At 35.8% G+C, this 18,882-nt stretch carries 17 protein-coding genes and 1 pseudogene; 5 read left to right on the plus strand and 13 right to left on the minus strand.

Features of this window, described 5'->3' with window-relative positions; all coding sequences use genetic code 11:
* Positions 1-1,031, plus strand: a pseudogene (locus ACFQ0R_RS13275) (transposase); the annotation flags it as partial.
* A 105-nt stretch (positions 1,032-1,136) separates the two neighbouring features.
* Here the strand turns inward: ACFQ0R_RS13275 and ACFQ0R_RS02265 are convergent.
* Entirely contained in the window at positions 1,137-1,739 is a 603-nt protein-coding gene (locus ACFQ0R_RS02265; RefSeq protein WP_379656750.1) for a hypothetical protein, read from the minus strand.
* 725 nt (positions 1,740-2,464) lie between these two features.
* Here ACFQ0R_RS02265 and ACFQ0R_RS02270 point away from each other — a divergent pair.
* Positions 2,465-2,803 carry a single-stranded DNA-binding protein gene (locus ACFQ0R_RS02270; RefSeq protein ID WP_379656751.1) on the plus strand — a complete coding sequence of 113 codons (339 nt, stop codon included), beginning with the start codon at positions 2,465-2,467 and terminating at the stop codon, positions 2,801-2,803.
* A 348-nt stretch (positions 2,804-3,151) separates the two neighbouring features.
* On the opposite strand, the gene ACFQ0R_RS02275 is transcribed toward ACFQ0R_RS02270, so the two are convergent.
* Positions 3,152-3,721 (minus strand): hypothetical protein, encoded by a 570-nt coding sequence (locus ACFQ0R_RS02275; RefSeq protein ID WP_379656752.1) that lies wholly within the window; start codon positions 3,719-3,721, stop codon positions 3,152-3,154.
* Positions 3,722-4,341: 620 nt separating this feature from the next.
* Between ACFQ0R_RS02275 and ACFQ0R_RS02280 the strand changes: the two genes are divergently transcribed.
* Complete coding sequence (locus ACFQ0R_RS02280; RefSeq protein WP_379656753.1) at positions 4,342-4,680, plus strand: single-stranded DNA-binding protein; 339 nt, start codon at positions 4,342-4,344, stop codon at positions 4,678-4,680.
* 48 nt (positions 4,681-4,728) lie between these two features.
* Here the strand turns inward: ACFQ0R_RS02280 and ACFQ0R_RS02285 are convergent, their stop codons facing one another.
* From ACFQ0R_RS02285 to ACFQ0R_RS02320, 8 genes are all read right to left on the minus strand, one after another.
* Positions 4,729-5,676: a 2-hydroxyacid dehydrogenase gene (locus tag ACFQ0R_RS02285; protein ID WP_379656754.1), complete on the minus strand. Its 948-nt coding sequence runs from the start codon at positions 5,674-5,676 to the stop codon at positions 4,729-4,731.
* Positions 5,677-5,716: 40 nt separating this feature from the next.
* A complete protein-coding gene (locus tag ACFQ0R_RS02290; protein ID WP_379656755.1) occupies positions 5,717-6,127 on the minus strand; it encodes an acyl-CoA thioesterase in 411 nt (136 codons plus the stop codon).
* Positions 6,128-6,129: 2 nt separating this feature from the next.
* Complete coding sequence (gene mgtE / locus ACFQ0R_RS02295) at positions 6,130-7,479, minus strand: magnesium transporter (RefSeq protein ID WP_379656756.1); 1,350 nt, start codon at positions 7,477-7,479, stop codon at positions 6,130-6,132.
* Positions 7,469-8,335 (minus strand): 16S rRNA (adenine(1518)-N(6)/adenine(1519)-N(6))-dimethyltransferase RsmA, encoded by an 867-nt coding sequence (gene rsmA, locus ACFQ0R_RS02300; RefSeq protein WP_379656757.1) that lies wholly within the window; start codon positions 8,333-8,335, stop codon positions 7,469-7,471. Before rsmA ends, mgtE begins: the two co-directional genes overlap by 11 nt.
* Complete coding sequence (locus ACFQ0R_RS02305) at positions 8,335-8,643, minus strand: DUF4286 family protein (RefSeq protein WP_379656758.1); 309 nt, start codon at positions 8,641-8,643, stop codon at positions 8,335-8,337. Before ACFQ0R_RS02305 ends, rsmA begins: the two co-directional genes overlap by 1 nt.
* Before the next feature lies 1 nt (position 8,644).
* Positions 8,645-10,459: a tetratricopeptide repeat protein gene (locus tag ACFQ0R_RS02310; RefSeq protein ID WP_379656759.1), complete on the minus strand. Its 1,815-nt coding sequence runs from the start codon at positions 10,457-10,459 to the stop codon at positions 8,645-8,647.
* An 88-nt stretch (positions 10,460-10,547) separates the two neighbouring features.
* Positions 10,548-11,819: a serine--tRNA ligase gene (gene serS, locus ACFQ0R_RS02315; protein ID WP_379656760.1), complete on the minus strand. Its 1,272-nt coding sequence runs from the start codon at positions 11,817-11,819 to the stop codon at positions 10,548-10,550.
* 156 nt (positions 11,820-11,975) lie between these two features.
* Positions 11,976-12,971, minus strand: a complete 996-nt coding sequence (locus ACFQ0R_RS02320; protein WP_379656761.1) for a Gfo/Idh/MocA family protein — start codon at positions 12,969-12,971, stop codon at positions 11,976-11,978.
* A 282-nt stretch (positions 12,972-13,253) separates the two neighbouring features.
* Here ACFQ0R_RS02320 and ACFQ0R_RS02325 point away from each other — a divergent pair, with 282 nt between their 5' ends.
* The gene (locus ACFQ0R_RS02325) at positions 13,254-13,970 is read left to right on the plus strand and encodes a phenylalanine-4-hydroxylase (protein ID WP_379656762.1); all 717 of its coding nucleotides are present in this window, start codon (positions 13,254-13,256) and stop codon (positions 13,968-13,970) included.
* A gap of 279 nt (positions 13,971-14,249) precedes the next feature.
* Entirely contained in the window at positions 14,250-15,410 is a 1,161-nt protein-coding gene (locus tag ACFQ0R_RS02330; protein WP_379656763.1) for a serine hydrolase domain-containing protein, read from the plus strand.
* Between the two features lie 44 nt (positions 15,411-15,454).
* On the opposite strand, the gene ACFQ0R_RS02335 is transcribed toward ACFQ0R_RS02330, so the two are convergent.
* From ACFQ0R_RS02335 to ACFQ0R_RS02345, 3 genes are read right to left on the minus strand one after another with little or no spacing between them, the layout of a single operon-like run.
* The gene (locus ACFQ0R_RS02335; protein WP_379656764.1) at positions 15,455-16,795 is read right to left on the minus strand and encodes a T9SS type B sorting domain-containing protein; all 1,341 of its coding nucleotides are present in this window, start codon (positions 16,793-16,795) and stop codon (positions 15,455-15,457) included.
* Positions 16,796-16,807: 12 nt separating this feature from the next.
* Positions 16,808-17,878, minus strand: coding sequence for a hypothetical protein (locus tag ACFQ0R_RS02340; protein WP_379656765.1), 1,071 nt, complete (start codon positions 17,876-17,878; stop codon positions 16,808-16,810).
* A 35-nt stretch (positions 17,879-17,913) separates the two neighbouring features.
* Positions 17,914-18,777: an immunoglobulin domain-containing protein gene (locus ACFQ0R_RS02345; protein WP_379656766.1), complete on the minus strand. Its 864-nt coding sequence runs from the start codon at positions 18,775-18,777 to the stop codon at positions 17,914-17,916.
* Positions 18,778-18,882 lie beyond the last annotated feature (105 nt).

The following is an 18,882-nucleotide window of genomic DNA, read 5'->3' on the forward strand; positions in this document are numbered from 1 at the left end:
CCGAGATAAAGAAGTCTATAGAAAAGCTAAGGAGAATAAAGCTAGCAAAGAGCAACAAAGCATCAGTGCTAATAAACAAGAGCTGGCAGCCCTAAAGTCCAGAAATAAAAAATGGTCAAAAGATCAAGACTACCGTCCAGGGGCAAAAAACAAAGGGGCTCGCTATACCAGTAATAAAACCCACTACAGCCCGACAGATCCAGATGCTCGCATTAGTGTTAAACCAGGCAAAGCCAGAAAGCTGAATTACCTGAGTCAGTTAAGCGTAGATACTGGACACCATGTCATTACCGATATAAGAGCCTATCATGCGGACAAGAAAGACAACCAATACCTTCAGGATATTGTTGGTCGATTACAACCAAGATTGCATAAAACAGGATTGCTTTGGAGAAACTGCATAGCAGATGCAGGGTATAGTAGCGGAGAGAATTATGCCTACCTAGAACAAAAAGGATTACAAAGTTTTATTCCAGCTCACGGAACCTATAGAGGCGGCCCAGTAGGCTTTAAATATAATCAGGAGCAAGATTCATTACATCTGTCCCAAAGGAGAGATTATTCCCTTCAAAAAGGTGTTTAAAGATTACAGAACAGCAACTTTAAAGAAAGAATACAGAAGCTCAAGTAAACAGTGCAAAGGATGTCCGTTGCAAGCTGAATGTTTAGGCAGAACAGCCAAAGAGAAAAAGTTCTCAGTGACCTACTACAAAGAAGAGTATGATCGAAACATAGAGCGAGTAGAAAGCAAACAAGGCAGATACATGAAAGCCAAACGCCAAAGCACAGTAGAGCCTGTCTTTGGGACACTCACTCAATTCATGGGCTTAAGAAAAATCAACACTATCGGACTACAGCAAGCCAACAAGGTGATGCACCTTTCAGCCATAGCTTATAATCTGAAGAAGTACCTAAAATTCACTCAAAAACGAACAAAAAGTGGAGCAAAAGCTCTGCGGTCTTTGCTTTGTGAAATAAAAACCCTGAAATACTTAATCAACTTTGATTTAAGCCCGCATAATTTAGCGTAAAACCAACTCTGATAAAAAGACAAAAGCCCTGAAAAGGGCTTAAAATGACTTGCTTTTTGGATTTTTATTGGCTTGTGCAACGGTTACCAGTGTTGTGCAACGTTTTTAAAATCCAGTTATAATTTCATTAATTAATTTTCTAACTTTATTTAGGTCAACTGTTTTTCCTGAAAAACTGTATTTATTGGTTAAATCTGAATCAAATTCGGTTATAAACTCATTTATTTTATCATTTGAGCTTAAAACTGTAAAATTTTCTGTTTTGAAATTATAAATAATTCCGGTCAAATATGATTTTCCTCCAAATATTTGAGTTCCAATACCAACATAATAATTTTCGAAATAAATTATATCCTTTGATTTTAAAAGCGACGGCATAAAGTCCCAGCCTGAGTCAAGAGGTGTTCCTACTTTTTGGTTTTTTCGTACTAATTTTTGAACTTCTTTAACTTTAACAAAAACGGTTTTTCCATCAGAAACAGCAAATGCTTTTTTAATCCGTTTGTTATTTTCATCTCGTAATTGAAATCCAATTGACAAGTTATTTTTTAATTGATGAGTTGTAAATTCTACTGATTCATTCGGGATTTTATTTTTGAAATCGGAGAATGTCTTATAAATTCCTTTTTTGTAAAAAGTCGAATCATTTTGGGAAAAGCCAAATAGAAATGAAGAAATTAAAATTATGGTAAATATTATTCTTTTCATATTTCGATTAAGTCAAATGTTGCACAACACTAAATAATAGCACTAAAGTTAAAAGTAAAGTAACTTTTTCTATTTCTGATTTGATTGAAAATTGAATTCATGATTAACATTTTTAAATAATAATTTTGGCAGTTTATCATCTTACCGGATTCTTCATACTTCTCGCTTAAGAAGTTGCTCATCTCATGAAAACCCATACATTTGCTAAGCGAAGTGAAGTGTATGTATTCATGCCTTTACGGGAGAAGCTTCTGCCTGGCAGGAGCTTTCTCTTTTTAATCCTTATAACTATCTCATTCGCATATGATTTTTGTTTCATAAAGATATTATTGATAATTCTTTCACACTTACGGTTCGACCGTACTTGTGTTACGGGAAAACCGTAAATGTTTTCAAGCCAAATTTTGATCTAAAACACTTCTCACCCCAATGTTTACAGAAGATTACTATTTTCGCACTACAAAAAACCTTGTTTTTCAGAAAAAAATTCTTCTAGTTTTTGAAATTCCCAGAAGTAACTTGTTTCATTTTTAATTTGTTTGTTGGCAAATTATAATCGTTTACAAACGACTACATTCGTTTGTAAACGCAAGTAAAGGGAAGTAACTGGATAACAGACGACTACAACAAAATTCCTGCTGCATCTTTGCCCTGTCGATGGAAAGTAACCTCGATCTGGTTTGGATAGTCCGAGTCAGTTTTAAAACCATTTAAATTTTATAGTTATGAGTACTTTAAAAAATTCAGTTCAGTTAATGGGCCACTTAGGCCAGGATCCAGAAGTTGTAAACCTAGACTCTGGAAAGAAATTAGTTAAATTTTCACTCGCTACCAACGAATTCTACTACGACACTAGCGGAGAAAAAATCACCAACACCTACTGGCACAATATCATCGCCTGGGGCAAGACGGCCAGTTTTATAGAAACTTACGTCAAGAAAGGACAGGAAGTCCTATTGAGAGGTAAACTCGCTCCACGTTCTTACGAAACCAAAGACGGTGAAAAACGCTACATCACAGAAATCAATTGTTCTGAGATAGCACCAAGGTCTCAGAAGGCTTAATCCTAATTGATCCAATTTAAAACCCTCCCTTGTTTTAAAACAAGGGAGGGTTTGGTTTAAGATTTATATCAAAAAAACATTTTATAATTCTTGACCTAATTATAGCCCTAAAAATAGCTGTACAATTTATTCTTGTATAAAAATTAATCTTAGAATTAGTAATATTGTTAAAATAATAAATAAGGTAATACCGCTAATTTTTCCATTTTTTTTATTGAATAATTTCATAATTTTGAATTAAATAAAGATATAAAAAACAACAAATACACCTATCATTATCAGCAAAGTAATAAATCTAATAGGTCCAATTCTATAAGTTAATAAATTTTTCATCATTCGTAATATTAATTATTCTCTACAGGAAGCAAGACATGTAATTTGAAAACTTATTGCAAGTATATCCATAAGAGGTGCTGGACCATCTGAAGCAGCAATTGCAATAGCAGCCAAAGTACATTGTGCATCACACCAAAATCCTTTTTCGAGAGATGAATTATAAACTGGACTATAAGTATTAGATTTTTCGTTTAAAACCATTTCAAAGCTCTCAAATTTGGAGGGATTATTTACATCATATATGATAATTTTATTTTGGTAATCACTAAAATCAATATATACCGCAGACCTCTCGTCGATTGTAGCAATGTATCTTCCAATAATTTTATTATTATTAATTATTGGAAAAGACACACCGCTTGTTTTTGTCATGCTTTTACCATTATTTTCAGCACTAGTTTCTTGAATACTTTTATAATCAATTTTATTAGCCAATTCTGGAAACGAAGATTTGAAACTCAAAAATTCTTTTTTAAATGATTGATTAAACTCCTCGCTACTTTCAGTTTCACAACTATTCAAGAATAACGAACACAGGATTAAGCTGCTTATAATGGTTAACTTAATTTTTAAATTTTTCATGATTAAATTTTTAAATGGTGATACGGGCAGTTTATCATCATACCGGATTATTATATTCTTACAGAAGAAGTTGCACATCTCATGAAAACCCATACATTGCGAAGCGAAGTGAAGCGTATGTGTTCATGCCTTTACGGGAGAAGCTTCTGCCTGGCAGGAGCTTTCTCTTTTTAATCCTTATTACTATCTCATTCGCATGTGATTTTTGTTTTTATAAAGATATTATTAACAATTCTTTCACACTTACGGTTCGACCGTACTTTTGGTACGGGAAAACCGTAAATGTTTTCAAGCCAAATTTTGATCTAAAAAACTTCTCATCCCACTGTTTACAGAAGATTACTATTTTCGCACTACAAAAAACCTTGTTTTTCAGAAAAAATTCTTCTAGTTTTTGAAATTCCCAGAAGTAACTTGTTTCATTTTTAATTTGTTTGTTGGCAGACTACAATCGTTTACAAACGACTACAAACGTTTGTGAACGTAAGTAAAAGAAAGTAACTGGATAACAGACGGCTACAATAAAACTCCCGCCGCATCTTTGCCCTGTCGATTGGAAATACCATCGATTTGGCTTGGATAGTCCCAGTCAGTTTTAAAACCATTTAAATTTTATAGTTATGAGTACTTTAAAAAATCACGTGCAGTTAATGGGCCACTTAGGCCAGGATCCGGAAGTTGTGAACCTAGACTCTGGAAAGAAATTAGTCAAATTCTCACTCGCTACCAACGAATTCTACTACGACACTAGCGGAGAAAAAATCACCAACACCTACTGGCACAATATCATCGCCTGGGGCAAGACGGCCAGTTTTATAGAAACTTACGTCAAGAAAGGACAGGAAGTCCTATTGAGAGGTAAACTCGCTCCACGTTCTTACGAAACCAAAAACGGCGAAAAGCGCTACATCACAGAAATCAATTGTTCGGAAATTGTGCCGACGAGTCAGAAGGCTTAAGCAAATTAATTTTAAAACCCCTTCTTGTTTTGATAACAAGGAGAGGGTTTATTTTGTCTTAAAATCTCCACTAATCTTATCCACAATAGTTTGGGCGAGTTTCACGTGACTTTCAAAGGTCCAGCCAGCAACGTGAGGACTCAAGAGGACGTTGTCGGCTTCCATTAAATATTGAAAAGCTTCTGTCAATTGATGATCGGCAGAGAATAAATCTTCAAAAGAGGTTTTTTCGTATTCCAACACATCCAAACCTGCACCCAGGACTTTACCCAATTTTAGTCCGTCCACAAGGTCAGACGTGACCACACTTTTGCCTCGGGCCGTGTTGATGAACCAAAAGGGCTTTGACACAGAATCGATAAATTCTGTATTGATCATGCCGAGTGTTTTTGGGGTTTGCGGCGTGTGTAAGCTAATGATATCTGCTTTGGACTTCAACTCATCTAAACCCACTTGCCTGGCGTTCTCATCCCCTACATTCTCTAAAATATCGTAACATAAGACTTCACAATCAAAGCCACTCAGCTTGCTGGCCATGGCTTTTCCGGTGTTGCCATAACCAATCAACCCAATGATTTTGCCTTCTATCTCGTAGCCTCGGTTAGCTTCTCGCCTCCATTGTCCGTTTACGACTTCGTTATGCGCCGTTCTTAGTTTATTGAATAAACACAAAAGCATCCCCAATGCATGTTCTGACACTGCGTTTCTGTTACCCTCTGGAGCATTGTAGAGTTTTATGCCTTTCTGCTGAGCATAGTTCACGTCGATATTTTCTAAACCCGCCCCTACTCGTCCTATGAACTTTAAGTGGGTCGCTTTATCCAGAAATGCTTTATCAATCGTAAATCGACTGCGGATGATGAGGCCATCAAACTCATGAATTTTAGCTTCTACCACTGCTTTGGGACTCGTGAAATCTTCAGTGTTATCGAAACCCAGTTTGGTTAATTCCTGAATCATTAGTGGGTGGTTGTTATCCAGATGTAGTATCTTCATAAGGCTTAAGTTTTAGGCTGAATATCGCTAAAGCATAAAGCTAAGCAGATTCAAATTCAAAATAAGGTTTTACCACCTCAGAGGTAATTCGTGTTGGCTTTTTGGTTTGCTGATCTATAAAACACCAGTTGGTCCTGGCTTCAACAATGGTTTTACCATCAGTTTTACGCGTGATGTGTACGCGACGCTCTGACCTGACTTTAGAATAATTTTCTATCCAGGTTGTTATGGTCAGTTCTTCTCCTAAAAAAGCTTGTTGCTTGTATTGGATGTAATGGTCTAAAACAAACCAGGCGTATTTCTCTCTAATTTCTGAGGGTGTTTTGGCTACCCAGTGCGCTTCTGAAATGTCTAACACCCACTTCATGTATTGCAAGTTATTCACATGGTTTTGCTCGTCCAAATGTTTGCTTGTCACTTTTAAATCAAGTTGAAATGGAATAGGTATCATCTCTAGAAATTCAAGATTAATTTGGCGATATAGAAATAAGCTAGAATTCCGAGAATATCATTGCTTGTGGTAATAAATGGGCCTGTAGCAATAGCAGGATCAATTCCTCTGTTGTTTAAAATAATCGGGACAAAAGTACCAATTAATGCCGCCATAATAATGACCGAAAGTATGGAAATAGCAATGGTTATACTCACCAAAAATGCCATGGATGTGATAGCTCCAAAACCAATAACCAGCAAACCAAGGGCTGTTCCGTTGATGATACTAAGCGTTACTTCTTTGAGTAAACGTTTCACAAGGCTATCTCTTACCGAATCGTTGGCCAGACCTTGTACAATAATCGCAGACGATTGCACTCCAACATTTCCTGCCATCGCAGCGATAAGCGGAGTGAAAAAGAATAAAATTTCATATTTTTCTAAAGCAGAGTCAAATCCCTGCATCACATATACTGCTCCCAGACCTCCAAAAAGGCCTAAAATAAGCCAGGGTAACCTCGCTCTTGTGAGTTGCCAGATGGTAGAATCGGCTTCTACATCTTCAGAAATACCAGCAGCCATTTGGTAATCTTTCTCAGCTTCTTCTTTTATAAAATCTATAATGTCATCTACTGTAATTCTTCCAACCAGTCTTCCAAATTCATCAACCACAGGAATGGCTTCCAAATCGTATTTCTGCATGACTCTAGCTACTTCTTCTCCGGCAGTATGAACATCCACATAATCTACATTTCTGATGTAAACATCGCCAATTTCAGCTTTGCTGGGCGCGGTTATCAAGTCCTTTAAAGACAAACGCCCTTTCAGTTTTCCTTTATTATCAACGACATAGATAGAATGAACTCTGGTCACATTTTCGGCCTGGTTACGCATTTCGGTCATGCAGCCCGTGACGCTCCAGTTTTCGTTGACTTTAATTAATTCTTTAGCCATCAATCCACCAGCTGAATTTTCATCATACTTGAGAAGCTCCACAATATTTTCTGCGTGCTCCTTATCTTTAATATTGGAGATGACTTGAGACTTGATGTCCTCAGATAATTCTGAAACAATATCCGCCGCGTCATCGGTATCCATCTCTTCAATTTCCTCAGCGATTTCTTTGGCGTTAAGATTTCTCAGAATCTTTTCCCGATCGTCGTCATCCATTTCCATCAAAACCTCTGAGGTTCGATCGCTACCTAGCAGCTTAATGATATAAGTCGCATCATCCAAACTTAAATCATCAAGAATTTCGGCAATATCAGCATGGTGATATTTTTCCAGGTGTGATTCTAACTCCTGGTCATTTTTCTCTTCAATAAGAGATTCTATCTTCTCAATTAATTCTTTGGTGAGTTCAAACGGCATCTTTGCTTATTTTTAGTGTCAACTCTATAAACTGCTCTACACTCAATTGTTCTGGGCGTTGCGCGAATATAGGATCTTCTCGTAATTCTGGCGATAGGTTGAATTTTTTTAAGCTATTGCGTAGCGTTTTTCTTCGCTGTTGAAAAGCCGTTTTCACAACATCTCTAAGTTTCTTTTCTTCGCAGGGCAAATCGTAATTTTCCTTGCGTTGTAATCTTAGTACACCACTATTGATTTTGGGTGGTGGATCGAAAGCTTCTGGTGGAACGGTAAATAAATATTCAGCAGTGTAATAGGCTTGAGTCAACACCGATAGAATACCATAGGTCTTACTTCCTTCTTTGGCGCAAATTCGTTCTGCTACTTCTTTTTGAAACATCCCAGAAAATTCTGGAATCTGTTGTTTGTATTCTAATGCTTTAAAAACAATTTGGGTTGAAATATTGTAAGGGAAGTTGCCAATAATGGCGAACTGTTCTTTGCCAAAATAGTCACTCAAATCAGCTTTCAAAAAATCAGCTTCAACTACTTTAAGCGCTTCGGGTTTATTTTGAATGTCATGTTCTACTTTGAAAGTAGTATTGAGATAAGCTATAGATTCTCTGTCGAGGTCCATTGCGACAAACTGATCATAATTTTCGAGTAAATATTTAGTAAGAACACCCATTCCCGGGCCTATTTCTAGCAAATTTGCATAGTTATCTTTTTGCAAAGTTTCAGCAATACGCTTTGACACGTCCTCATCGGTTAAGAAATGTTGGCCTAAATGCTTTTTAGCTTTTACCTCACGCACGCCCTGCTCAAAATTAGCTCTGAAGATTTCGTCGTCTATAGATGTTCTTTCTTTATTGTTCATTATTGCTCGTGTACTATTTCCATTTCTGTTCTAAAACTCACAAACTTACCTTCGAAAGGTTTGGTTTGGGCCCGTAATTGTTCAGAGTCTTCTTCAAAATAGCGCTCCAAAGTCGCTTTATTCTTTACTCTATATTGTACTGAATAAGTGATACCTCCCATAGATTCTACGACATCTACTCTACTCATAGTTGCACCTTCAAATTTTCCTGTTTCCAACATAGATGGAATGTGTTTGGTCTTCATCCATTCTATCCACTCATCATGGATTTTTTCTTCAACGTTGGTCGTCACATTGTAAATAAACATATTATTGAATTTGATCTCCTCTTAGCTTTCTGAAGCGTTGTCTTGCTTCTACAAAATAAATGCTATCGGGATGATTAAAAATTAAAGTTTCAAAATATTTTTTGGCCTTTTCGGGCTCATTCAGTCGCTCCATATAAAGTTTTCCCAAAAGGAAGTTAGCGTTATCAGCCAATATCTGGTCACCATACTCGTCTATAATCCGCTGTAAGAATGGAATGGCTTTTTCAACATCTGCATTGGACAGATGTAAATTTGCAATTCTCAAAAGGACTTCATCCACAATTGTTGTTGATTGATAATCGACAAGCACTTTTTCTAAAATATCTAAAGCCTGCTCAGGTTTATTCTGAAATTGGAGCAAGTCTGATTTTGCTACTAACTTCAAATCGGTTCTTGTGGAATCTTCATGGCTGTTGTCTTTAATTAACAAAGATAATTCTAGTGCATCGTTGGAAGTCAATTGCGAAGCTGAGGACTTCAAGACTTTGAGCTGAGTCAACGCCCAGTCAAAATCTCCAGTGAAATAGCTGGTTTTAGCGACTTTAAATTTTGCTTCTCTAGCGATGTCGCTATTTGGGATCATTTTTTCAACTTGAGTGTACAGCAATAGAGCTTGATTAAATTTAGACAGTTGTACATTTAGGTCAGCCTCCAACAATTTCAACTCAGCACCTTGTTGCTGGTATAAATCTTGAGAATTGATAATTTCTATTTGAGTCAAAGCTTGTTCAATATCTTTTTTCTGAAACGCTATAAATTCAGCTAGATCTTTTTGAACCAAAAAACTGTCTTTAGTCCTGCCGATTTTGGCTAAAAAGTCTTTATAAGCAGTTTCAATTTCTGCATAGTCCATAGGTTGAGCCTGCATTCTTTTGATAAGAAGTAATTGTCTTTCTGCTGAAAGTAAATCCCGTTTACTTGATGCTTTTTCGACCGCAAACTCAAGCATTTCTCTGGCACTAGACAAGTCGTCATTTTCCTTAGAAATCAAAGCTAAGTCTATAAACCTGTCCAAAGATTTAGACTCCGAACGCTGATAAATTGCCTTCTCCTGTGCAAAAGCTTTGAAATAATCTTCCTGCTGAACAAACAACCAACTTAACATCTGATTAAAGATGATATTTGGTTCTTTCTGGTTACGCTGAAGCAACACCCGCCTTAAAGCCTGATTGGCCTCATTAGCTGAGTCTTCTGTTATGTATTGTGAAAAATTTCGATTCAAAATTTGAAAATAACTAGGGTTCTCCACAATTAAGTCCATGTAGTTTTCAAACATTTCATTGTATTCACTTTGCTCTCCGTAAATTTTTGCAAGCTGAATGGTATTATTACTTCGCGGTTCAATGCTTTGAGCGGTTTCATAAGTTTCTATTGCGAGGTCTAGCAAACCATATTTTTGAAAAACATTGCCAACCGAATACGCAAATCCAGGTCTAGATTCTACCTGAGAAATCGCTTTTTTATAGTATTGATTTGCCTTTAGTGAATCTTGCTGCTTTTGATATAAATAACCAAGTTCTATCTGGATATTAGGATATTCTCCAACTTCATCTAGGAATTTTTTTAACGCGGACTCAGCCCTCTCCACCTTCTCAAGTGCCTGAAGTGTTTCAACATAACCAAGTAACCAATTTTGATGACCTGGGTTGTTGCTTTGAAGTTTTGCGTAAACAGCTTCAGCTTTTTCATACTCACCTTGATCGAAGTAATTCTCTGCCAGCTCTGCACTTTGACTAAAGCTAAAAGTAAATACAAGCGATGACAGAAAAGTCAAAAAAGGTTTCATTGTAAAAGATCCAGGTAATTCTAATAACATGCTCAAATTTACCTAAATATTTTTCGGTGTCGTAATTTTTGAGAAAGAATTGTAAGATGAGCTTTTCTAATTACTAAGATATAAAGTTTTACGAGATCTTATCAAATCCGGTATAAGGTCTTAATACTTCAGGAATTAAAATACCATCTTCAGTTTGGTAATTTTCAAGAATACCAGCCAGAACTCTTGGCAAAGCCAACGAACTTCCATTTAGAGTATGCACCAAAGATTTATTTTTATTGGAATCTTTGTATCGAATCTTTAATCGGTTTGCTTGAAAGGTTTCAAAATTGGACACTGAAGAAATTTCCAACCAGCGATCCTGAGCTGTAGAAAATAATTCAAAGTCAAAGGTTAATGCAGACGTAAATCCTAAGTCTCCACCGCATAGTCTCAACACACGATAAGGCAATTTCAAATCTCTTAAAATAGATTTGACGTGTTCCACCATATTGTCTAAGACTTTATAAGAATCTTCAGGCTTTACGATATTGACCAATTCTACTTTGTCAAATTGATGCAGACGGTTAAGACCACGTACGTGAGCACCATAACTACCAGCTTCTCTTCTGAAGCATGGCGTATAACCCGTTAACTGAATTGGTAACTGGTTCTCCGTTAACAAATCGTCTCTGTAAATATTGGTGATTGGCACCTCCGCAGTTGGTATCAAGTATAAATCATCATTCCCAACATGATACATTTGACCTTCTTTGTCGGGCAATTGTCCAGTTCCATAGCCTGAAGCTTCGTTTACCAATAATGGAACTTGAACTTCGCTATAACCTGCTTCTACATTTTTATCTAGAAAGTAAGAAATAAGAGCTCTTTGCAATCTCGCCCCCTTTCCTTTGTACACAGGAAATCCAGCCCCAGTAATTTTATTACCAAGTTCAAAGTCTATAATGTCGTATTTTTTGGCCAGCTCCCAGTGTGGAAGTGCATTTTCTGAAAGAACAGGAATATCCCCTTCCTTAAAAACCTCTTCATTATCTTCTTCACTTTTTCCTGCCGGAACAGATGAATGAGGAATATTTGGAACTTGATATAACAAAGCCTGTAATTCTGTTCCTACCTGACTCATTTCTTCTCCAAGGCGCTTGGAATCCTCCTTCAGCCCAGCTGTTTTTTCTTTAAGCTCGTTAGCTTTTTCTTTTTCGCCAGATTTGAAAAGCATTCCGATTTCTTTGGAAAGGGTATTGGATTCTGAAAGAATTTCTTCCAGTTGTTTTTGAGTCCCCCGACGTTTTTCATCTAATTTTAAAATAGATTTAAAAACAGCTTCAGCCTCAAAATTTCTTTTTTTAAGAGCTTGTGTATATTCTTCCTGATGTGCCCGAATGTGCTTAACTTCCAACATAGTGCTTTGTCATTGTTATTTCAGAATTAAAATTTTCTGAAATTCTTATTTCACGCAAATTTAGCAAATCGCAAGGCTTGAGCAATTTTAAAATCAAATAAAAATTATAGTTAGAATAATTATTGTATTTGATCTAATCTTATTGACCACTTTTAATTATTTGGAAATCTCATCCTCCTTATAAACCAGTCCCATTATGTTCCTTATTTTATCCAACGTTTCAGTCAATTCTAAAGACGACTGAAGCGGCCAAGCTGGACTTTGTGTCAAGCCCTTTTCCAAACAATCCTGGACGTGTTCAATTTCAAACTGATAACCATGTGACGGATAATTGAAATCCATATGGTCTACGCCAGAATTGGTTTTGATATCGAGTTGATCGGTTTCATGAAAATTATAACCCAATTCCACCGTGGCATTTTCAAAATAGACTCTTGCTTTTGAAGGCGTAGTTCTAGCAAAACTGGAAGACAATTGAGCTGTTGCTCCAGAGGCATATTTAAAATCTATTTGATTCGAGATATCAACCCCCGTCGATGAAAACTTACAATTAGCTTTAATATTTTCAGGAGTTCCTAAAAGCTTTAAAGCTAAGTACACTGGATAAATTCCTATATCTAGCAAAGCTCCACCACCCAACTCTTTGTTGAATAATCTTTTTTCTGCATCAAATTCAGCTTTAAAGGAAAAGTCAGCTTCAACTTTTAGACATTCACCATAAGTTTTATTCTGAGTAAGCTCATTGACTTTTTGCAGATGAGGCATAAAATTGGTCCAAAGCCCTTCCATCAAAAACAAAGACTTTTGCTTTGCAGTTTCTATCATGTTTTTCAGCTGCGCTGTATTTATAGCTATGGGTTTCTCACACAATACGGCTTTACCACGATCAAGACACATTAAAGTGTTTTCAGCGTGTAATACGTGTGGTGTAGCTATGTAAATAATATCAACATCGGGATCATTTGCTAACTCTTCATAGGCTCCGTAAACCTTTTCAACTTCAAACTTTAACGCAAAATGTCTAGCTTTTCTTTGAGTTCTTGAAGCAACAGCGTAAAGTCGAGCCCCTTCAACATCTTTCAAATCTGAAGCAAATTTTTGTGCGATACTTCCTAGACCTATAATTCCCCAGTTGTGAGTTCTATTAATCATCCATTGATTTTTTTTAAAATTAAAATAACTGTTTTGATATTAGGGATAATTTTTGAGAAATGACTTTTTGAAGTGTTTTTTTAGTTTAACATTTGTTGATTTGCGTATTCTGAGATATTATCTAATTTTGGGCCAATGAATAATACGAAGACATATTATTACTATTATCCACTTCTAAACTTTAGAATCGGTTAATGGTATAATTAATTTAATAAACCTAAATCAATCCCGATTCGATCACGAATCGGGATTTTTATTTAAAAAATAATTCTGATGCAAGACATGTCCAAGTACACCAAAGAAGATTTATGGGTTTGGAAAACACTATTTACCAGACAAAAAAACAACATACCAGGTAAAGCTTCACAAGCATACATAGATGCTTTGGAGCATATGTCGCCGGTTTTGAATGCGAATGAAATTCCAAGTTTTGAAAAAATAAATACTTGGTTCGAGACTGAAACCAAATGGGAATTGCAGGTGGTTCCAGGTCTTATACCTGTTCAGGAGTTTTTTCAACTTCTGGCTGAACGCAAATTTTGTTCTTCAACGTGGTTACGTTCAAAAAACAGTCTAGATTATTTAGAAGAACCAGATATGTTTCACGACATATATGGCCATGTGCCCTTACTAAGTAATCCTGTTTTTTCTGAATTTGTTCATGAGTTTGGAAAACTCGGTTGTCAATTTCTCGATGATCCAGAAAAGCTTCTCCAGCTTCAGCGACTATATTGGTTTACAATTGAATTTGGTGTGATTCAAGAGCAAGGAAAAATACAGTCTTACGGTGCTGGTATTTTATCATCTTATGGAGAAACCAATCAAATTCATGAACAAAACGCAAATTTTCTAGACTACTCAATAGAAGCAATCATTCAAAAAGTTTTTAGAACGGATATCATGCAGGAAGACTACTATGTTATTTCTTCTTTTGAAATGCTTTTTGAATCACTTAAAAGACTCTCTCGTGTCTGGAATAAAGAACTGACTGAAGCATAAAAAATCATTCTTGAAGAAATAGAATACATAGTAAATGTAGCTTAAAGTTTTTCACTTGTACTTTTAACTTTTACCAAATGATAAAGTCAAGTTATAGTGTGCTTTGAATCATGCTTTAAAAAAATATTTATTTATAATTGTTTATGAATAAAATTTACAGCAATAATTTTTAATATATTGCACTATAAATGAAGTTTTAAGTATTAGATGAAATTTAATTCAAAATTCTTTTTTAGGCTGATATTGTTTGTCACACTGGCTCTCATCGTATCATATACTATGTTTCAAAATTTTGCATTTAGCAATTACGAAACATATCCAGTAGATACATCAGAGGTTACAGAGCCTGAACCTAAAGAACCAACACCAAAATATAAATCAATATTATCTCGAGAAATTGAAATCCTGCAGGATCAAATTCAGAAAAAAGCTAAGCGTTATAAGATAAACGGTTCTGTATTAGTAGCATATAAAGATCAAATCTTATACGAAGGAGATTTTGGATATAAAGACCCAACAAAAAAGACCCTGATGGAGCCTGGCTTATCTTACCAACTAGCCTCCGTTAGCAAACAATTTACCGCTGCAGCAATTCTAAAATTACACGAAAACAAGGTCATCGATATCGACCATTCTGTTTCTAATTATTTACCAAATTTTAAATTCGAAGAAGTCACAATCAGAGACTTATTAAAACATAGATCTGGACTTTGGAATTATATGTATCTCACAGAGCAGTATTGGGATAAAGATATTGCTCCTAATAATCTAGAAGTTGTTAATTTAATTAACACTCATGCTCCTAGGTTAAATTTCCCTTCTGGAAGGTATTTCAGTTATAGCAACACTGGCTATGTTGTTTTAGGCGCTATCGTAGAGCAAGTAAGTTTGCTTTCACTTGGAGAGTATATTAAAGAGGAATTTCTATTGCCTCTTTGCCTAGACCAGACTTTTGTTGAAAAAACTGAAAAGAACAAACAAACAATTTTGAAAGGTTACCAGCCTTACCGTCGTTCATTTATAGAGCTTCCTGCTGGTTTCCATAATAATGCTATTGGAGATAAAGGAATTTATGCTTCTGCAAAAGATTTGCACACCTGGTTTCGTGATCTTAAAAACGGAGAAATTTTAAGCAAAGAAAACGTTGACTTAATGTTTGGCAGAGATGATGACAAAAAAAATAAGCGTTATGGCATGGGCTTTAGACTTGAAAATAAAAATAATGAGCCCGTTATTTTTCATAACGGGCTTTGGGATGGTTTCCGAAACGGATTAGTTTACTACCCTAAAGATGATCTCGTTGTTATCGTCATGACTCATACACAAAATAAAAGAAAACATTACTTCCAAAAACAAATAGTAAAGGACGCAAAAGATCTTATCAAAACTTCTGAAATAAGACTTGAGCTAGAAGAAAGAGAGTCTGAGTTGATACTTTAATCGTAGACACTCACTACGATGAAGATTGTTTATTCTTTATAAAACTAGCGCTTTAAAGTAAAACTGGATCTAAAAGTTCTCTGGCTACCATCATTCCTGTCTGTATATTCCACTCGAAACCAATAGTCATCTGTTGGCATTCTCTTACCGTTATAAATACCATCCCAGCCCTTTGAGGTAGGTGTAATAGTTTTTATAAACTTCCCATACCTGTCAAAAATGAAAATTTGAGCAGTTGGATCGTCTTTTAAACTTTCAATATTCCATGTATCATTAGTACCATCGTCATTTGGTGTGAAAAATTTAGGGTAATTGATGACGGTAACCTCAATTTCTTTTGAAAAACAGCCTTCCTTTTCTATAATTGATATAAAATGTAAACCTTCAGTAGTTACGTTTTGGAAAATATGGTTGTCTTGAAATTCACCATCTCCAAGTTTAAAAAGATAGTTTTGAGGATTTTCTATATTGACGACAATTCTTTGGTTATCATGAAAGTCTGTATTAACATCTGCTGAAATAGAAGGTCTTGGAAACTCTGTCACTTTAGTAGTAATCACTTCTGAAACACAACCAGTTTGAGAATTTAAAACCTGAAGTTTATATTCTCCTGTATCTGACACTGAAATATGATTTTGTGAAATGGTTAAAAGTTGATCATTATGATACCATTCAAATACATGATTTTCTTGTGACAAACCCGAATCTAAAACAACAATTTCTTTACCATCTCTATCTATGCAGATTTCTTGACCTTGAAGTTTGGGTTGAGGCTTAGGTTGTACTTGAATTAATTTTGAAACCAAAAACTCACAGCCGTTATTCAAATAACTGAAATTGACAATCACATAGCCAGTTTCTAAACCTACAAAATTACCATTTTGATCAATATTCCCAATATTTTCATTTTCCAACGTCCAGTTTCCATTTTCCGAAAATGGGTGGTTTAATTCAATAGTTTCTCCTTCACACACGAAGTCTGGACCCAAAATATCTTCAGGAAATAAATCCTTAAGATCAATAACCATTTGCTGAGGGTCCGATTCACAAACAAAATTACTATTAACCTCTTGAACCAAAATTGTGTACTTCCCTGCAGGTGTATTGTCCCATTCGATAATAATCTGATTACTCGAGGGAGTCTGCGGAATTATTTCTCCATCAAACTCATTTTCAAAGACAGACCATTCATAAGTAGAATTTGTTGAGCCATTACCATTATTTTCATCCATATCAACCCCAAAAAAATTGAATTCAGAATCACAAATAATTTGATCTTGTGCTGAACTGAGGTAAACACAAAAAAACATAGCTATGCAGGAATAAAAAGTGATTTTACCTTTTATTCCTGATTCCCAGGAGCTATGCTTTTGTGCGCTTTTCAACTCAGCTTCAGTTTAATTAAACTGAATTGGAGATGTTACTGGTGTTGGTGGTGCTTCATTTATAGTTTCTTCAACAATTCCTGAAGTACACAGACTAGTTGTGTTTCTCACTTGAATCTGGTAGGTACCAGCTGTTAAAGTAAATTCTGGGTCATCTTGCCAAGTAACTCCACCATCTGCGCTATATTCTACATCAGTACCTGTAGGAGTTGTAACGGTAATCGTTCCTTCTAGTTCCCCACAATCTGGATGAATAACGGTAGAAATAGGATCTTCTGGAACTTCTGGAGCAGGATTTATAGTGTAGGTAGCAGGTTCAGATTCACAATCTCCATTGGTAACAATAACCGTATAATCGCCTGGTGCTAAATCCGTGTAAACCAAATCGGTACTGAAAGTTGTTCCTCCATCAATACTATATTGCAATCCTGTTCCAGTTGGTGCAGTAATTTCTAAAGAACCTGTGGTTTCACCACATTGAGGATTGATAAGAGTAACGGCAGGAGTTTCAGGAATTACTAGTGGTTCCAAAATTTCAAATTCTGTTGGTTCAGACACGCAGCCTGATGCATTTTGAGCAATCACTTCGTAATTACCTGGGGCTAAATCTTCAAAAGTAACAGAAGACTGGTATGTTGTACCACCATCTATACTATACTGCAAATCTGCACCTAATGGAGAAGTAACTTCCGCACTACCAAATTCCTCACCACAACCTGGTTGAGTTAATGCAACTTCAGGTGCATCTGGTAGTGGATTTACGTTTACAGTTATAGAAACTGGATCCCCGGGACAGTTTTCTGCATTAGTTTCAATCACCGTTAAAGTGTAACTACCAACCGGTGTAGTTTGCCAGTCTATTTGAATTCCATTACCTGAGGCAGTAGTATCTGTAATTAGACCTTCGAAAGCATTTTCTACTACATACCAATCATAGCTTGATCCTGGATTTTCGGTTACAGAGTAAGTCTCTATATCGCCTATACAAATTTCTTGCGTTCCTCCTGTGTCTTGAGCATTTGCTATCATGCCCGCAAAGCATAGAAAAGCAATCACATAGCTTTTAAAGTTAAGTTGTTTCATGGTCTCTTATTTTAGGATTTTTAATTTATTTAGATTCAATTACTGTAAATTATAGGTTCGGTTTCTGGTAAAGCAATAACATTGAGCTCTGCCTGGCTTGACTCTTCTTCGCAACCATCTATAAAAGTGATGCAGCGATAAATATCTTGATTGAACGTTAAATTTGTATTCTCTATCACTAAAGTGCTTGTGTTAACACCGCTGTAATTTTGGTCATCAACTAGAACTTCCCAACTGCCATTCGACAAAATTTGCCACTGATAGGTAGCAGTTTCTCCTGGAATAGTTTCTATAGAGAACACGGCTTGATCGCCGCTACAAACATTAATATCGTTGGGTTGAGTTGTAATGAGCGGATCGTCACAAATTTTCGTCACTTGACCAAAGAGCTCAAAATTATCTAAGATATAAAAGCCATTACCTAGACCATTAACCCTAAATTCTAATCTAATCGTACCCCTTTGGTTAAGAAATTCTAAATTGCCTTCAGAGACAGTACCTTCAGTTCCAGTATCTCCTCCATCGGTTACTGCGTCATCATCACCTTCTAGGTATAAATTCCATCCAGAGTTAGCCTTTGTTTTTTTTGACCAAAATTCATAACCTGTGATATCTAGCTGATATCCAGGTTCAATTTCGATATCAAAAAAAATAGACACTTCACCTTTAGTAATACTAATGGCTTTAGAACCGCCAGCGCCTTCTTTTTCAGAAAAATTGGATTTAGAATCATTTGTCCAAATTGTAGATGAGATATGATCCGCAATTTCTGGATTACCGGTATATTGGTTAAGATTAAGATCACCAGATTCAAAATCATTAAAATAAATACGCTCCTGGGCCGATAAGCTTACGCAAATCCAAACGAAAAAAAGAAACAATGAATTTTTCAATTTCATAAATACCGTTAAAAAGGAACAACCGTTTAAAGGTTTAAAAGTATGAAATAGATTTTATTATTAGCAATAAAATGATATAAATATCAATTATTATGTATATATAGT

This window comes from Psychroflexus salinarum (genome assembly GCF_042677225.1).
Taxonomy (GTDB): domain Bacteria; phylum Bacteroidota; class Bacteroidia; order Flavobacteriales; family Flavobacteriaceae; genus Psychroflexus; species Psychroflexus salinarum.

Coding starts and splice junctions, on each gene's coding strand:
- ACFQ0R_RS02310 (WP_379656759.1), bottom strand. CDS start 10,459: ATGTTATTAGAATTACCTGGATCTTTTACAATGAAACCTTTTTTGACT.
- ACFQ0R_RS02270 (WP_379656751.1), top strand. CDS start 2,465: ATGAGTACTTTAAAAAATTCAGTTCAGTTAATGGGCCACTTAGGCCAG.
- ACFQ0R_RS02275 (WP_379656752.1), bottom strand. CDS start 3,721: ATGAAAAATTTAAAAATTAAGTTAACCATTATAAGCAGCTTAATCCTG.
- rsmA (WP_379656757.1), bottom strand. CDS start 8,335: ATGAACAATAAAGAAAGAACATCTATAGACGACGAAATCTTCAGAGCT.
- serS (WP_379656760.1), bottom strand. CDS start 11,819: ATGTTGGAAGTTAAGCACATTCGGGCACATCAGGAAGAATATACACAA.
- ACFQ0R_RS02305 (WP_379656758.1), bottom strand. CDS start 8,643: ATGTTTATTTACAATGTGACGACCAACGTTGAAGAAAAAATCCATGAT.
- ACFQ0R_RS02320 (WP_379656761.1), bottom strand. CDS start 12,971: ATGATTAATAGAACTCACAACTGGGGAATTATAGGTCTAGGAAGTATC.
- ACFQ0R_RS02280 (WP_379656753.1), top strand. CDS start 4,342: ATGAGTACTTTAAAAAATCACGTGCAGTTAATGGGCCACTTAGGCCAG.
- ACFQ0R_RS02265 (WP_379656750.1), bottom strand. CDS start 1,739: ATGAAAAGAATAATATTTACCATAATTTTAATTTCTTCATTTCTATTT.
- ACFQ0R_RS02345 (WP_379656766.1), bottom strand. CDS start 18,777: ATGAAATTGAAAAATTCATTGTTTCTTTTTTTCGTTTGGATTTGCGTA.
- ACFQ0R_RS02285 (WP_379656754.1), bottom strand. CDS start 5,676: ATGAAGATACTACATCTGGATAACAACCACCCACTAATGATTCAGGAA.
- ACFQ0R_RS02330 (WP_379656763.1), top strand. CDS start 14,250: ATGTTTCAAAATTTTGCATTTAGCAATTACGAAACATATCCAGTAGAT.
- ACFQ0R_RS02340 (WP_379656765.1), bottom strand. CDS start 17,878: ATGAAACAACTTAACTTTAAAAGCTATGTGATTGCTTTTCTATGCTTT.
- ACFQ0R_RS02325 (WP_379656762.1), top strand. CDS start 13,254: ATGTCCAAGTACACCAAAGAAGATTTATGGGTTTGGAAAACACTATTT.
- ACFQ0R_RS02290 (WP_379656755.1), bottom strand. CDS start 6,127: ATGATACCTATTCCATTTCAACTTGATTTAAAAGTGACAAGCAAACAT.
- mgtE (WP_379656756.1), bottom strand. CDS start 7,479: ATGCCGTTTGAACTCACCAAAGAATTAATTGAGAAGATAGAATCTCTT.